The sequence below is a fragment of the Armatimonadota bacterium genome, from assembly GCA_016125185.1.
GTDB lineage: Bacteria > Armatimonadota > Fimbriimonadia > Fimbriimonadales > Fimbriimonadaceae > Fimbriimonas.
Genome location: WGMG01000001.1, coordinates 15,518 through 31,764, shown reverse-complemented (window position 1 = coordinate 31,764; position 16,247 = coordinate 15,518). Strand labels below are relative to the sequence as shown.

At 56.4% G+C, this 16,247-nt stretch carries 9 protein-coding genes; 3 read left to right on the top strand and 6 right to left on the bottom strand.

The genetic code is table 11. The annotated features are described in order from the left end of the window. Positions 1–30: 30 nt before the first annotated feature. The 4 genes from GC165_00120 to GC165_00105 all read right to left on the bottom strand — a co-directional run bounded on the left by GC165_00120 (position 31) and on the right by GC165_00105 (position 8,920). Complete coding sequence (locus GC165_00120) at positions 31–3,450, bottom strand: NACHT domain-containing protein (protein ID MBI1331264.1); 3,420 nt, start codon at positions 3,448–3,450, stop codon at positions 31–33. Positions 3,451–3,575: 125 nt separating this feature from the next. Beyond that, complete coding sequence (locus tag GC165_00115; protein ID MBI1331263.1) at positions 3,576–4,853, bottom strand: hypothetical protein; 1,278 nt, start codon at positions 4,851–4,853, stop codon at positions 3,576–3,578. A 228-nt stretch (positions 4,854–5,081) separates the two neighbouring features. Continuing rightward, the gene (locus tag GC165_00110) at positions 5,082–6,560 is read right to left on the bottom strand and encodes a sulfatase-like hydrolase/transferase (protein MBI1331262.1); all 1,479 of its coding nucleotides are present in this window, start codon (positions 6,558–6,560) and stop codon (positions 5,082–5,084) included. A 197-nt stretch (positions 6,561–6,757) separates the two neighbouring features. Then, the gene (locus tag GC165_00105) at positions 6,758–8,920 is read right to left on the bottom strand and encodes a Bacterial alpha-L-rhamnosidase (GenBank protein ID MBI1331261.1); all 2,163 of its coding nucleotides are present in this window, start codon (positions 8,918–8,920) and stop codon (positions 6,758–6,760) included. Between the two features lie 60 nt (positions 8,921–8,980). On the opposite strand from GC165_00105, the gene GC165_00100 reads away from it, so the two are divergent. Together GC165_00100 and GC165_00095 are read left to right on the top strand one after the other, a co-directional pair. After that, positions 8,981–11,032: an ABC transporter substrate-binding protein gene (locus GC165_00100; GenBank protein MBI1331260.1), complete on the top strand. Its 2,052-nt coding sequence runs from the start codon at positions 8,981–8,983 to the stop codon at positions 11,030–11,032. Positions 11,033–11,180: 148 nt separating this feature from the next. Then, on the top strand, positions 11,181–12,113 hold the full coding sequence (locus GC165_00095) for an alpha/beta hydrolase fold domain-containing protein (protein ID MBI1331259.1): 933 nt from the start codon (positions 11,181–11,183) through the stop codon (positions 12,111–12,113). A gap of 22 nt (positions 12,114–12,135) precedes the next feature. Here GC165_00095 and GC165_00090 read toward each other — a convergent pair whose 3' ends face one another. Both GC165_00090 and GC165_00085 read right to left on the bottom strand, forming a co-directional pair. Beyond that, positions 12,136–13,161: a helix-turn-helix domain-containing protein gene (locus GC165_00090; GenBank protein MBI1331258.1), complete on the bottom strand. Its 1,026-nt coding sequence runs from the start codon at positions 13,159–13,161 to the stop codon at positions 12,136–12,138. Positions 13,162–13,182: 21 nt separating this feature from the next. After that, entirely contained in the window at positions 13,183–14,010 is an 828-nt protein-coding gene (locus tag GC165_00085) for an SDR family NAD(P)-dependent oxidoreductase (protein MBI1331257.1), read from the bottom strand. Positions 14,011–14,326: 316 nt separating this feature from the next. On the opposite strand from GC165_00085, the gene GC165_00080 reads away from it, so the two are divergent. Then, entirely contained in the window at positions 14,327–16,102 is a 1,776-nt protein-coding gene (locus GC165_00080; GenBank protein ID MBI1331256.1) for a hypothetical protein, read from the top strand. Positions 16,103–16,247: the final 145 nt, after the last annotated feature.

Genomic DNA, 16,247 nt, shown 5'->3' with positions numbered 1-16,247 from the left:
ACGAGCAATCAGGGTCTGCTTTCTTCGGGATCAACTGACATGGCGGTTCATGCGCTGCGTAATGATTGACAATGCGACCCAGGCTTCTTCGCACCCCGTGGCAACAGCATTCGCAAGTGCATGGGCAATTTCCAACCTACCAGGTGCATGCCGCCCAAGAGCTTGAGCACTTGCATTTCTCACATCCATTTCTTTGTCTTTTAATGACTGACAGAGGGCAGATACTCCCTTTTCCGAGAGTTTTGTACGCCTTGAAAGTGCCCATGCCGCTGCACTTCTTATATGTTTATATTCGTGATGAAGAGACTGCAGCAATACTGCCTCGGCTTTGGCATCGTCTAGGCCGATTCGTCCAAACGCTCTTATTACGCCTTCCAAGGCCCGTGTATCGCCTATCTTGGAGGCCCGGACAAGTGCATCGATCGACTCTTGGGTGTCTATCCTCAAAGAACCCAGAGCTTCTGCTGAAGTTCCCTGAATCCAACCAGTCGGATGGCTAAGATTTGCTATAAGTTGATCAGAAAGCGGTGGGCAATTCTTAACCAGTTTCAATAAGAAACGTGCATCCGAATCATTTCCTTGGTCATCAATGTCGACGAGCCTTCTTACTTCCGGCGGGTGTTCATTCCTGAGCGGTTCCATAATGGATCGAATCATTTGAGCATACTGGGCCACGATGCCAGGATCAGTACAACTTAATCGCTCCACAAGAAAAGTGCATGCTTCGTCCTCAGAGCGTTTTCCAAGTGCAGAGAAGACCTCGATGTCCTCATGCATCTTTCCGTCCGAGTGCCCCCACCATTCCTGAAGAATATCTAGCGAGCTTTCATCAGAGTGGCCAATATAGAACAACACCACAGCCGCGTCTACGCGATGATTCCAAGATCGGTCCAGGTTCCTAAACTCCGTCCAAAGCAAATCAATTACCTCTTCGGGCAGCGGGCAATGTCGCCTCAACGCACTGGCAGCAGGAATTTTTAACCTGAGGTCACCATCCCAGAAGACTTTGGTTAGTAGGCCTAAAAGACGCTCCGTGGTCTGTTGAGTTTTTCCCAGATTCTCGACAAAACGATCAACAGACCAGGGATTCTCAGTTAGCAAAACGCGTTCGAGAGTTGCAGAAACCTCTTCACTAACTGGCCCTATAAAGGTTAATCCTTCAAGAGCCTCCCTGCTTCGAGGCCCGCCCGATCGGACCAGTTCTAGCAATTTATCAGCAACAGCCTTGCCCAACTCGCCATCGCCTAATGCGCCAAACAAGTCCTCCAGCATTCCTTCGAGGTATCGATTGAAATGAGGTTGGTCTTGATCGCAATATACATCAGCGAGTTGAGTAGCGAGTGATGCCAATAATTGAGGGTCCGGTGTCGGGCAGTCAATAAGGCACTTTGCAGCAAGAACCAGATCTCTATACAGGTAGGGCTCATAGTCGCTTGGCACGTAGCCTGAATTCCCATCGTATGTGACCTCGCACCAAATGGACTGTCTCATCAAGCGCTGGGAGTCCCGTTGAGGTACTCCAGCGATACTCAGCCTGATGACTTCTTCCCACCTGGGATCACTACGACGGTCAAGGATCAATTTAGGCGCAAGATCAAAGTCCTCAGCTAAATGCTTCGCGGCAAAGTATTCTTCGAAGGTTAAGTGCATGAAGCCGTAACGGCCAGGTTCTCGCTCAATGAACAGTCCAGTATGCTCTCGCACCTTGCGTAAGAATAAATCAGCACAGGCTACGACATCAGGATGGTTAGGGCGCAGCGATCTTGGCTCAGCGTATGCCCTGCACAGCACGGCGTGAGCATCGACTTCTTCAACCAGTCCGCTCGGTTCGTTTTGGTGCATCCAAAATGCCAACGGCCCGAGCAAACTTAGGGCCTCTCGTTCGTCAATTGTTACAGCTTCGCGCTTGGCCTGGGCCAATCGCCAGTCTTTCAATAACGTTTGAACAGCCATTTCGTAAAGTTCCAAACGCCTATCAGGAAGTCGGCCAATTTTCCTATATATGAGGGCGAGAATCGTAAGCATTAATGGGTTAGTTGCAAGTCGCCTTACCCCGGGACTCGCTTCAATTGTCCTCCAAAGCTCTTGGGACTCCTGTTCCGCCCTGTATTCGCGAGTTCCTTGCGCTTCAATGCCCGAGGCGCATTTTTCTCTAGCTAAACACCATGAATGAAGAAACCGCCGGATCTGATCGCTGGTCATGGGCAGCATATTAAAATGGGCGAATCCCGATGCTATTCGAGATTCTTTATAGCCTGCCACACGGCTGGTCACTATGATGCGATTGCCTGGTTCTAGTCCTGATGCAAACTTTTCGAGGTGATCCGCAACGGACAATCGCTCGCCCAGATTGGGAATTTCGTCTAGACCATCTATCAAGATAATGAGGGAGCCTTTTGCCAGTGCTGCTTCAAATAAGATTCTCATCTCATCTTGAGTTGCGGCAACGTTTCCGAAAGCGTTTGGGAGGAAAGTTCGGAAGCTTAAGTTGGGGATGTGTCGAAGTCCTTCGGCGTATTCCGTTGCTCTGAAATATATAGGCATTCGCACTTGCCCGTAGTTGTCCCCAGATGAGTCCTTAATCCACCCCACTCCATCTTTAAGGGCTTGAGAAAATCTGTTCACCAGATAGCGCAAGATGGTCGTCTTTCCGGAACCCGGGGCGCCGAGTATGACTAGTCTTGGACATTCCGCGAGGATATATCCTAAGTTGACGGGGTTAGAGTGAGTTTCTGCGACTTCGGATTTAACTGGTCGAGATGAATCGCCAACATCACTGGGTTTGGTCAATCGATCGTTGAACGGGAGATGACGTTCGACTTCAAGCGAGACGTAAATTTCGTCAATGGGCAACCTGAGATCCGATTCGAATTCAGAAATCCCACGGGGATCAATATGCGAGTGGCTAGCTAGAAGGAAATCCAGATATCTATCGCGGACTAGCTCATCACCAATTTCATAGCGCAATTCTTTTCCGAGTAACTTGGCAATTCTGGACGGAGGTAAAGCCTTTATCGCTTCCCAAAGGGATTCAATGTCGAGCACAGCTAGATGGATTCCAGGATGCTTTGATTTGATCCGGTTAATCGCTGCAACGCTAAGCTTCCCAAGCTTGGCTTCCGGGTGATTATGCACAAACGTCCAGGCTCGCATCTGACCACCGAGCGTATTTAGTGCGGTTGTGAAGTCTGAGGTGATTTTTTTTGCGGTCGCAGAATCTCTTGGGTGAATGGGCGCGTAAACTTGATAGACGAGTTGTGAATTCACGACTAGGCCGTCAAGACCACCATCGCCTCTCGTCTGCCGAACGGCAAGAAAGTCGCCTGGCTCATGAATGCATCTTGCGCATTCCTCAAACCAAGATTGAAATCGATCCCCATACAGACTTCGAAACGCTTCCCTGTACGCAAGTCTTTGGGCCTCTAGATTGCTCACGGATAGCCGGGACATTTGAGAAGTCTACTGAACGGTTGGGAGAATATTGCATGACTTCGCCGAATTGGTCAGCCACGATACATTTGACACTCAATTTGCTCGCTTTGTAAGCCTAATAATGAGCCAATTTGATTCCCAGGCTAGGACTGCGAAAGTGTCTGAACAAAGTCAGTCGGCGGCAACGTGTATTCCAATTCTATAGTAGGAGAAACAGCATCCCCAGTGAGTTGTACTTCCGTTGAGTGCCCTGATAGTTGCGTGGCAATTGTTTCTTCTTGCATGGATATGACATACAGGCCATCTATCAACAATTGGAGTGCGTTCAGCCGAGGCCAGCTTGATTCAGGAAGACAGGCAAGGCCTTCAACGAAGAAGAATCTAAGTCTAATACGGAGGGTCGCACCACTTAAGTCGTGGTGGCTCCATTTTGACCCATCAACCTGCAAGGGGTAGATATTGTCGGTCAGAAAGTCCGCAAAAACTGTGTTGTCGATTGCACTGAGGCGAAGGACTTTTCGGGCATCATCCATCTTGCTTCGAAACGTAATCATTTTAGGTGCTCCTCCTTGGCCTGCCTCGCTTCCCTTTCGTATCTCAACAACAATTTCGGGATGCATGCATAGTGGCTCGTTTGGCCCGATGACGTCCTTTAGTGAACTACCAGAAATTCGGCAAACGGTATGAGAAGCAGGACGCCGATTGAATGGAAAGCCTGGCCCCATGAGATGAATCAATCCAGCTCCAACGAGTTTCCCATCCTGTATGTCGAGAAAGCCGTCACTTTGAAAAAGGCGACACGATGAAGTGCCAGGTGGAGGACCATCTGGTGGAGGAGGCAAGGGCCCATCGGAAGAATACCGACGATAGCCTGCATCCTTTGCAAAGACTCGTTCCAAGTCTTCGTCCGGAACTTGACTTTCGAGAGTCAAGAAGACTCGAAGTGGACTGAGAGGCGCCCTAATTGCGTCAAGTTGACGTGCAACCTGGGGGTATTCCATGTCAGGTAATTCGTCGCGAATATGGGGATGCCTTCGAAGTAAATCCTCAAGGTGAACATCAGCTAGGAAACCCACATTCAGCCCTGCTGAACCTGCGGTAGCTCTTATCTCTGCCTGCAATTGCTCGCGGATGGGCGTTGGGGTCACAAATATCCACTGCCTGACCGAATAACCTGGCTCAGAAGCTAACTGAATGGCTTTTTTCAAATCGCTTAATGCCTTGCGGCGGTAATCGGCGGTGTCCGGCTTTTCCGGACAGTAGATTGCATACAAAATTCCCTTTGTGGCATCGTAACCATCATTCCCGCGGTCACCACCACTATCGTCCGGTACATGAAAGTCTGCTCCTCTTTCGGCAACCATAAGACGATGTACTAAGGATTGGAACATATTAGCGTCGCGGATGTCGGCAATCTTCATGGTTAACCAAAATGTGTTGGAATCAGGTTAACCTATGACGAATACTTTGGTCTCTCAAAAGTCTCTCAATTGGTGGAGAAATAGAGAGACTTCCAGGGACGTCGGTAGATTCAAAATCACCTCTTTGAACCTGCAAAAACTCCCTTGAGGTGGTAGTGCTCACAAGGCGTGAAGGTTCGAGTCCTTTCCCGCGCACCAATCCTTCAGTTTTCAGTCGGCAGGCCCCGACTACAGCCCCTCGGCGATCTTCGCAATGCGCTCGATCAGCGGATGGTCCTCCCGATACTTCCTCTGACTCTCCAGCATCAGCCGGACCATCCGCCGCCGCAGGTCGCGCGACCCAGGGTCGTTCCACAGGTTCCGATGCTCGCCCTTATCCTTGCCGATGTCGAAAAGCTCCCATTCGTTCAGCTCGTAGTAAAACATCAGCTTGACGTTCCCGTCGATGAGGGAAACGCACTTCGGCACATGGTGGTCGGCGTCGTCGCTCTCATAAAAATGGCCGTAAAACGGCACCGGTTTCGAAGCCCTTTTCGTCCGAATCAGGTCGCACAGGCTCACACCCTGCATGTCGGCGGGCGGCTGAACGCCCAAGGCGTCCAAAATCGTCGGCGCAAGGTCGATGTTGCTCGTCACCGACTTCACCACCCCAGGCTTCACGCCGGGCCAGCGGACGATCAGCGGCGTGCCCGACGACGGCTCGTAGAACCAGCGCTTGTCGTACCACCCAAATTCGCCCAAAAAGAACCCTTGGTCCGAGCCATAAATCACGATCGTGTTCTTGGCCAGCCCGAGGTTTCCCAACGTCTTGGTGATGTCGCGCACACTGTCGTCGACCGAGCTGATGCACCGCAGATAGTCTTTGATGTACCGGTCGTAAATCACCGCATCCTTCGACTCGCCCGACTCGATTCGACGATGAAAGTCGGCATCCTGCGCCTTCATTTTCTCCTGCCACGTGGCCCGCTGCGCGGCATTCAGGCGGCCCGGAGGGCTATCCACCAGCAGGTCGCTGTCCATCCGCAGGTCCCGATTCACCCGCATCGTCGCGCGCCCGGCGCCGCTGTTCAGCTCCGAGTAATCGCGGTAAAAGTCGGGTGGCAAGGGGAATTTGCGGTTGGCAAACAGGTCGAGCTTGTCCAAATTGGGTTGCCATGGGCGGTGCGGAGCCTTTTGCCCCACGATGAGGCAAAACGGCTTTCCCGCCGTTTTTGCCAGCCAATTCTTCGCCTTCGTGGTGATGATGTCGGTGACGTAGCCCGTCTCCCGGTTGGTGCCCGTCGCATTGATGAAATCGGGGTTGTAGTAGGTGCCTTGGCCCGGCAAAATGTCCCAATAACTGAAGCCGGTCGGCGCCGACTCCAGGTGCCATTTGCCGATCCATGCCGTCTCGTACCCGGCTTGCTGAAGCAGCTTCGGAAACGTCTCCTGGTTCCCGTCGAACTTGGTCCGGTTGTCGGTGTGGCCATTGATGTGGCTCAGCTTTCCCGTTAGCAGGCTCGCCCGGCTCGGCGCGCAAAGCGGGTTGGCCGTGTAATGCCGGTCAAACCGAACGCCTTCCTTCGCCAGCCGATCGATCGCCGGAGTCTGCATCAACTTCGAGCCGTAAGCCGAAATCGCTTGGCGCGCGTGGTCGTCGCTGAAGATGAAAACCAGATTGGGACGAGGGGCTTGCAGGAGGCAACAAGCAACGGCGACGGACAGCATGGGTAACCTGCGCCCATTATACGCCTAGGGCCTGCGCCGTCAAAGGACGGCTAGTTGGGAGTTGGGAGTTTGGAGTTGGCCCCGATAAATCGGGGTCTTCGCTTCGCTGCGACAGTATGCAGTCGGCAGTTGCTCCCCGACATTCCTCAAGGAATCAGGGATCACCCAGATCGGGTTTACAGTTCACTGATTGCAGTTCACGGTTTACGATTCCCGGCTAAAGTCACATCAACCTCATAAATCGACCAGTTCCGCTTCGCGTCCGAACCCGTCTGCGTCACACGGATCCACCGCGCGCGCCGCAGCGGAAACGCGATGCGCGTAATCCCCAAATGCCCCTCGCCCGACGCCACCGGCTCGCTCCACGTCCGGCCATCGTCCGAGACCCGCACCTCGTACCGCCGAGGGTAGTCGAACAGCGCCCACGTGTTGTCGAGCACGACCCGATCAAACGCCTGGCGACGCCCCATGTCGATCTGGAACCACTGCCCCGGATGCTGGGTGCCGGTCATGTCGCGCCACCCGGTCCAGTGGTCGCCGTCGATGGCATTAGCCGCCGAAACGTCGATCGGAATCTTTGCCCCGCTGAACAAAAACGACCCGTCGGGAACCGACGCCGACACCGTCCAGCCATGCTTGTCCAAAGCCTTCGCTGCCTCCGGTTTAACTCGCGGCGGCTTCGGCGAGGCCAAAGACAGTGACCCCTTACCCACGAACGTCCAATGCCCGGCCGGCACCCGGAACCGCACATAGCCGCCCTCGTCACCATCTCCCAAAGCGCCCCCAAAAAACGCCCCCTTCCAAGCTTCCTTTCCGCCAACCTCGATCGAGTCCAACCGTGTAAAGCTCGCCCGAGGAATGCCGACGACCGCCGTTGTGCCCGGCGGCGAGATCAGGTCGAGGGTGTAGCGGGACTTCGTTTTTGAGATCGACACCTTGACCGGCCCCCGAATGCTCGGCACCTCGGTCTTGATCGACGTCAAAAAGGCCTCCTGCGGCATCACCTCAAACACCTTCCAGCCCGGCTCCACCGGCCGCACCCCGATGATGTCGTGCCCCAGCACGATGGCGGGCGGATTCCAGCCGTGGTTCAGCGACGACCCCTCGTCGAAGTCGTTCAGGTGCGTCGCCCAGAACCGGTCGTAATGCTCCCAAAGCGTGCTAAAACTGGAATCGATCATCGTTCGGTACCGGCTCGCCATACGCACCAAAGCCCGATCCGGCAGGCCCATTTTGCACAGCGCCTCGAACACCCACCGGTCGAAAAACGAGCTCGACCGCGTCGTGTTGCTCAGCACGTTGTCGTAGATCGACGCCCATTTGTCGCGGCTGGCCAGACCGGCGTTCACCGCCATGGCATTGGCCCGGTCGTCGGGAATAGCAACGCCCGATGACTGGTAGCATCGACCGTTCCAAAACCGCTCGTCGAACGTCGAACGAATCTCGGCCAGCTTCGCGTCGATCATCGGCAAATCGCCCTCGTGTCCGGTCACCAGCGCCATCTTGCGCAGCGTGCCAAGGTCGATATAGGCAAAGCACGTCTCGATGACCGCGGTGTCCTTGGGCTCGTGCCCCCAATCGAACCAAGTGTTGCGGTTGCCGAACTTGTACGTCTCCATCAGGAAAGTCTTTGTCGGCTCGTACGCGGCTCGGATCGAGTCCAGATCGCCCGTCTGAAGGTAGTAAAACCAGAGGCCATACTCGCCCAAAAACTCCAGGTGCTGGCCCGGGTAGAACGTCGGCTCCAGCTTGCGGAGTACCAGGTTTCGGCAAAGCGCGTCCGACCGGCGGTCGAACACATAAAAGCACTGGTCGAGCTCCGGCGTTCCATCGCCCCAAAACCCCACCCGCTCGCGGTCCGGGCAGTCGTAAAAGTGGTCGCGCATGCACAGGTACGCGGTGCGCGCCGCCCGCCGCCACAGTACGTTATAGTCGTCGTCGTTGCACGAAAAAGACCCCGCAAAGTCCGTATCGTAGCCCGTCTCGCGGTACTTCACCGCCTTCACCGTCACCCCGGCGGGAATCGTGTACATCGCGCCCTCGCCGCTGATCCAGTTCTTCGCTTCGTAGGTCTGCATCCCCGCCAGGGTCTTTGTCGTCTCGGTTGGCGTCAGGTACAGCACCAGCGGGTTGGTCGAGTTGAACCGAATCTCTTGGCCCGCATCGCCCTCCGCCTGAATCCAAGGCTGAAACTGGCAGTTGTAGGGCATCTCGCAGACGAGCTTCCAAGGCCGGTCCTCGCGGTGGGGCAAATCCTTCGAGAGCCGGATGTACGGCTTCAGGCCGTAGTCCCGAATCGTCGCCTCCGGCGCGGAAAGCAGGGCCGCCAACTGCACACCGAGGATCATCGACAAAGGCATGAAGCTATTTTAGACAGGTTCGAGGACCGTGGGTAACCTAACAAAGCCCTGAGCATCGCCATGTGGATCGCTACCTCAATAGCCCTGAGCACCATCATGTCTAACCCAATCGCTCCCGGATGGTCCGAAGTCCAGCCCGGTGTCTGGAGGTCCGAAATCGGCTCCCACGACCGGCCCACCCTCACCGAAGCCGCCAACGCCAAGCCGCGCCGCGACCGTCTCGCCGATCTCCCCACCGCCAATCTCCCGTTCCGGCTCGACGAAATCCACCTCAAAAAGACCCGCGACTACGCCGTCATCCAGATTCCCCTGCAACCGGGCGAAAAGGTCTACGGCCTCGGCCTGCAGATGGTTGGGTGCAACCGGCGGGGCGGCGTGTTCCACCTCGAAGTCGACCACTATGCCTCCGGCCACGACCGTCTGCATGTGCCGACTCCGATGTACATCAGCAGCTTGGGCTACGCCGTCCTGCTGAACACCTCGCGCCCCACCAACTTCTACGTCGGTGTCGGAAACCAACTGGCCGACCCCAAGATTCCCAAGTTTCGCGACCGAAACACCGACCGAAAGTGGGACGCCCAGCCCGATAGCGGCTGTGTCGAGGCCTCGGTCCAGGCGCCTGGTCTGGAGGCTATCGTCTTCACCGGACCGACGGCCATGGATGCCCTTCGGCGCTACAACCTGTACTGCGGCGGCGGGGCCATGCCGCCCCTGTGGGCCCTCGGATTTTGGCACCGAACCCCCTCGCTCGCCACCGCCCAGCAAGTCGAAGACGAAGTCGCCGAGTTTGCCCGCCGAGGCTTCCCGCTGGACGTGGTCGGCCTCGAGCCCGGATGGCAGTCGCGATCGTATCCCGGCAGCATGGAATTCGACCCTGGCCGATTCCCCGATCCGGCCGGATTCTTGCGGCGGATGACCGGCCAAGGCGTTCACGTGAACCTGTGGGAGAACCCCTACGTCGCCCCCGGCACCGATCTCTACAACCGCCTCACGCCCCGCTTCGGCTCGCACACCGTCTGGCTCGGCGCGGTGCCCGACGTGTACGACAAAAAGGCGTCCGAAATCGTCCGTAAGTTCCACACCGAAAAGCACCTCTCGCTAGGCGTCAGCGGCTACAAAATCGACGAGGTCGACGGCTTTGACAACTGGCTGTGGCCCGACCATGCCACCTTCCCATCCGGCCCCGACGGACTCCAGATGCGGCAAATCTACGGCGTGCTTTGGCAGGAGCTCATCGACCGGATGTTTCGCGAGAAAGGCGAGCGCACCTTCGGCCTCGTGCGAGGGTCCAACGGCGCCGCCAGCCGCTTCAATATGGCGATCTACAGCGACACTTACGACGCCCAGCAGTACCTGACCGCCCTGACCAATAGCCCGCTGGTGGGGACGCTTTGGTGCGCCGAAATTCGGAGCGCCGACACCGACCAAGAATGGGTCCGCCGGATGCAGATGGCCTGCCTCTCGCCGATCGCTCAGCTCAACGCGTGGGACAGCGGCAAAAAGCCGTGGAGCTACCCGGTGGTGGAGGGCCTGGTGCGCGAGGCGATGCGCCTGCGCGAGTCGCTAGCGCCCTACCTGTACACCACTTACGCGCAGTATTGGCGCGACGGAATCCCGCCCATCCGGCCGATGTGCCTGGTCGATGGCGGCCTGGAAACCGACCAATACATGCTCGGAGACAGCCTGCTCGTCGCCCCGATTCGGGCCGATCAGAAGTCGCGAACCGTCCGCCTACCCAAGGGCGAATGGGTTGACTATCAAACCGGCAAGCCGGTCGGTTCTGGGCAGATCACCATCTCCCCATCGCTGAAAGATATTCCGCTGTTCGTCCGCGCCGGTGCGGCTATCCCGACCCACCCAACGTCGGATTCGGGCGACCAACGAGCCTCGACCAGCGGCGCTTACGTGCTTCGATGCTACGGCCCCGGCCCGTGGCAAGCCGAAGTGTACGAAGACCAAGGCGACGGATACGGGTACGAAAAAGGCGACTTCGGAATCTTCGATGTGCACGTCTCGGCCGATGAGAAGCAAGCCACCGCCACGCACCGCGATGGCCTGCGGATGTCCTCAACCCGCACCTTCTCGGCGTTAATCGTCAATCCCGGCGGATAGAGACTCTCATCCCCTTCCCCCTCTTGCATCGTCCGATGCAAGAGGGGGAAGGGCTAGGGATGGGGGTTCTCCCCCTTTTGATTTTTCGTTAAATCATGTAGAATGACACTCGAAAGAGGTTCCCGTCCGAACCGGTTGGCAAGTCAACATGAGATCGTTTCATATTCCAGCATCCAGTCGTCGATCGGGGTCATTGGTAGTCCTGATCATGGCTGTGCTCTCCCCCCTCGCCCTCGCTCAAGACGACAAAATGACGCCGATTCCCATTCCCAAGCAACCCGGCGCGATCGAGCTTGGCACCGGAAAACTGCCCGAGGCCACCGCCCCCGAGTCATGGCACTTTCAGTACGGGCGCAAGTTTGCCCGCAACGTCAGCGTCGCCACCCTCACGCCGTTCCTGCCGCCCAAATCGAAGGCCACCGGCGCGGCCGTCATCGTCGCGCCCGGAGGCGGATTTCGCACGCTTTCCATGGAGAACGAAGGGTGGGATGTGGCCAAGGCCCTCAATAAAAGAGGTGTCGCCGCCTTTGTTCTGAAGTATCGCCTGATCCCGACTCCCGCAGACCTGGCCGAGTTTGCCGCCCCTCCGCGACCGGGAGCCGGCGGACCGCCGCGACGACCACCTTCCGGCGACCCTTCGCAGGCCTTCGCTCCGCAGATCGCCGATGCCACCGCCGCCTTCGCCCTCGTTCGGTCTCGCGCCGCCGAGTGGAATATTGATCCCACCAAGGTCGGCATGATCGGCTTTTCCGCCGGGGCCATGCTCACCATGTCGACCGCTCTGTACGGCAAGGACATCAATCCCGCTTTCCTCGGCGACATCTATGGCCCGCTCGCCGCCGTCAAGGTCCCGGCCAATGCTCCGCCGCTGTTCATCGCTCTCGCCTCCGATGACCCCCTCATGGGCAATGGCGGATTCGGCCTTATCGAGAGTTGGAAGGCGGCCAAACGGCCGGTCGAATTCCATCTCTACGAGCAAGGCGGCCACGGCTTCGGCATGTACAACAAGGAAACGACCAGCACCGGCTGGTTCGAGGCCTTCGCGTCGTGGCTCCGCATGCACGGCTTCATCAAGAAGTAGAGAGGTCCCACTTCTTGCGGCGCTACCGAGGCATCTCTGAGATTTGATCCCTTGAATGTCGCCAGTTATTCGGCGTCATTCCTTCCCACTCTCGAAAAGCTCGATGGAAGGAACTCGTATCTTGAAAGCCAAGCATAAAGGCGACTTCGTCATATTGAATTGCAGGATCGGAAAGTAGCTGGTGGCCCAGTTCTCTTCGCGCCGCCGCGAGCAGATTGCGGAACGATGTTCCATCTTCCTTGATGCGCCGTTGGAGCGTTCGGTCACTCGTGCCCAATTCGTCGGCCACCTGGGCTATCTCCGGCCGTCCACTAGCCAAATGTCGCTTAAGGACCGTTTTGACCTGCTCGCTAACCGATCGGGCAGGTTGTAATTCTTCCAGTGCCGAAGCAAGCGCCGGAGTCAATATCGCGAGAATCTCTGGGTTGTGTCCAGGAAACGGCCGATCAAGATCCGAGCTTTTCAAGACCAGTTCATTACGCTTGGCGGCAAAATGGACAGGGCAGCCAAAATACGACTCATATTGGTACGGCTCCGCGATGGGGCGCGCCAGTTCTATTCGAACAGGACATATGCGCTGACGGGTACCTCGTCGGCCAAGCTCAACGAGAGTCGCAAAGGTAATGTCCGTCGCAATTGACGGTTCTAACTTCGTCGCAAACGGCCACTCGATCCGAACGATCGTTTCTTCCGAACCTTCCTCGATCAGGAGCTTCTCTGGAGAACAAAGCCTCTTAAATCTGGCCATGCGGATTAGCCCATCGCGGTAATCCCTCGCGAAGAAAGCGCTCAAACTGGCCGGAGGATGAGATCCAGTATCTGCCCGTTGCACCATTTGCAGGCCGAGCGTCGGAATATCGGTCAGAATCTCGACCGCTCTCCACAAATCAAAGTACCGGTCTGTCGAGATCACGGCCGACTCGTTTAGATGCAGATTTACCGGCAATCGAGCTTGCCGCAAAACGGTGGATGGGCTCAGGCCCTCCCGTTCGATTGCCCGCCAAAAGGCGGGCGGCACTTTGCATCGGTCTGATGGGTTAGAGGGCATTTGCTCCGTAGCTCCAATAACTCATTTCATCTGGCTCAAGATCATTTTGTCAAATGCGCGGTCCCCAAACCACTTTCGAATCGCGATCATCGGTTTGGCATACTTGCCAACCGCATATCGGGTCTTCGGCTTCGAGGATCGAACGGCCTTCACAACGACCTTCGCGATTGCACTGGGCGGGGTGCCCCTTCCCGGACTATAAGCGTCAACCGTCGACTTGGAAACGGCCGCCGCCACCTTTCGGTAGGGTCCACCCAAGAATGGCTTGAGTCCATTCGCGACAACGTCGCCAAAACCGGTTTCGATCAGTCCGGGTTCAATCACCACAACCCGGATTCCAAAGGGTTCGAGTTCAAGTCGCAAGCAGTCCGACCAACCTTCTACCGCGTGCTTTGTTGCGTGATACCAAGCACCCAGAAGCGTATAGATTTTGCCTCCCATGGAAGCAATATTCACGATAGTCGCTCCTCCTCGGCTCCGCATCGAAGGTAGGAGAAGCTGGGTGAGTCGGGCGGGGCCAAAGAGATTGACCTCGAATTGATATCGAGCCTCGTCTAGACCGACTTCCTCAACTGGGCCATAGAGGCCAAATCCCGCATTGTTGACAAGGACATCCACACCTCCAGACTCGGCGAGAATTTGACTGACGGCGGCAGAAATTTGATCGTCCTTCGAGATATCCATCGTGATGACTCGCGCTCCGAGTTTCTCAAGATCAACCATCTTGTTGGCATTCCTCGCCGCAACATAGACACTGTATCCCTCGTTGATGAGGCCTTTGGCAATCTCTTTACCCATTCCCGACGAGGCTCCCGTTACAAGGGCTGTTTTCTGTGACGTGGCATTCATAGTGCGTTCCGTATTTACTTTTCAAATACATCATGCGGCTCATTGCACGCCAAACCAATGGCAAATCACGTCAATCAATATGCAATACGCGCCAATGAACAAAATGCGAAGGCCGACAGGGAGTGCCAGTGGATTTCTCCCACCAAAGGTTTGAGCCCTCAACCAGGAGATTGGGTCATTGAGCGGAACAGCCCGCGACTGCAACCTCAGTGCCGAGGCTTGGGGCGCACTGATGAATCCGTAAGCAGAGGTTCAACAGATCGGACACCAACACAGCCCCACCAATCAGAGAACAAAAACGGGCTTATACTGATCAATGATGCTCGCAATCCTTTCGGCTTGGACCCTGCTATCCCAAAGCGCAACCCCGACGGCAAGCGCGCAGGCGGCCGACGACATCGATCGCGCCGTCGCGCTGTGGAAGGAAGCGGGAATGCCGATCCCTCCTGCCAGCGCCCTCCCAGCTGGGCAGGACGATCACTGCTTCTACGGAATCGTTGACCCAATCAAGAGTTCTCAATACACGCACTATTTTGGCGGCTACGCGGTGCCATACGGACTCAGCAAGTACCTCTGGAAGACCTTCTCTTGGGATGAGATGAAGGGTAAAGTCGCTGGTCTCGATTTCTTCGACATGTTCTCCAAGAACGTACGTTTTCGCGAGTTGGGCATGGCATCCTTTGCCGTGCAAGCCGCCGCCCTGGGCCATAGGGACGTCACTCAAGCACTGCTCGAGAAGGGGAAGCTACTCGACGACTCCGGTTATGGCTGGTTGGGTGAACCGGTCGATTCATCGTTGAGTGCGCAGTGCGCCATGGCAATCTATGTGCACTACGCCAACGAGTCCCTAGACCCGAAGATCGATCGAGAAACGGTGATCAAAGGCCTCAAAACCCTGGCCAAATACAGCCTGATCGCCAAAGCCAAAAGTTCCCTCTCGATTTCTGGCAAGCAAGGCTTGGAGGAGTTTATCCAGGACCTGGAGCTTTCCTCACAGCCAAGCAAAGCGCCGCCGGGTTCGGTTCAGGCCGCCGTCGACGATCTTGTCAATGCGAAGGTCGGATGTCGACTGGACGAAAAGTTTCGATTCGATGCCATTTGCAATCGAGTCAAGAGCTTCGGCATGGATGCCGTGCCCGCGCTCACCGACCTCATCGGCAGCCAAAAGCTCAGTCGGACGTTCATCTTTGGCTTTAATATGCGGCCGAATCAGATCGTGACCCTTGGGCCGATCGTCAACGAACTGTTGCTGAGCATCGCCAACGGCGACCTCGGCGAGCACCATTGGCTCTCCAAGGAGGACGTTCAAAAATGGGCCACGGCCCGCAAAACCGGCTCGGTCGAAAAGATGCTCATGTCGTCGCTCTTCCGAAAAGACGCCGACGGAACCTACTGCAACGGCGACACCTTCGACGCCATCGCACAAAACCACCCGGAACTGCTGAAACAGGCCTACCTCGAGGTGCGCAAAGCCGGAGTCGACGACTGGATTGCCTTGCGAGCCATCGAAAGCTCGAAGCTGTCGCAAAAGCAGAAGCGAGACCTTCTCGTTCTCGCGGCCCAGGGCGACAGCCCCGACCGCCTGATCACCACCTACATCCTGCACAAGTTCGACCAAAACGAGTACGACGCCCTGCTGTTGCGCCATTACGCCAAGATTCCAAAGACCTTCACCAAGGACTACGCGTCCATCTCCAATTTCGCCCTCGGAACTGAAAATCCCAAGGTCTGGGACCTCCTCGAAAAGAAGATTGCCAAGGCCGATACCCCGATGAAGATGGCCCTTCTGAGTTCGCTGGGGAGCACGGGCGATGAGATTCGGCCCATCTACCCGAAGCTGTCCATCCGCCTGTTGCGGAAGTATTTCGACGACACCTCCACGCCCAAAGATTGGAAGTCCAATGACGAGCTTCGGCAGTTCGTCCAGTTGCACGGCGGACCGCCCACCGTTGGCCAAGCCGCGCTGGAAGCCGCGGCCTTCGCCTCTGGAATCCTGTACGTCAACGTCCCCGACCACATCTCTCCCGCCGAATGGAAGTCGATCCGAAAGCGCATCGAAGCCGGCACACTCATTCCTCATCCCATTAAGTGAGGCTGAACAGGAAGTGGATCGGGCCACCGAAATCCGAGGGTGCTGATATCAGCCTGACCAGGGCCTGCAACCCCCGTAAGAATCTCCACCACATCCGTAAGAAACTTGATTGACAGGAACCTTTTCTGGACTTATAATCACGCTT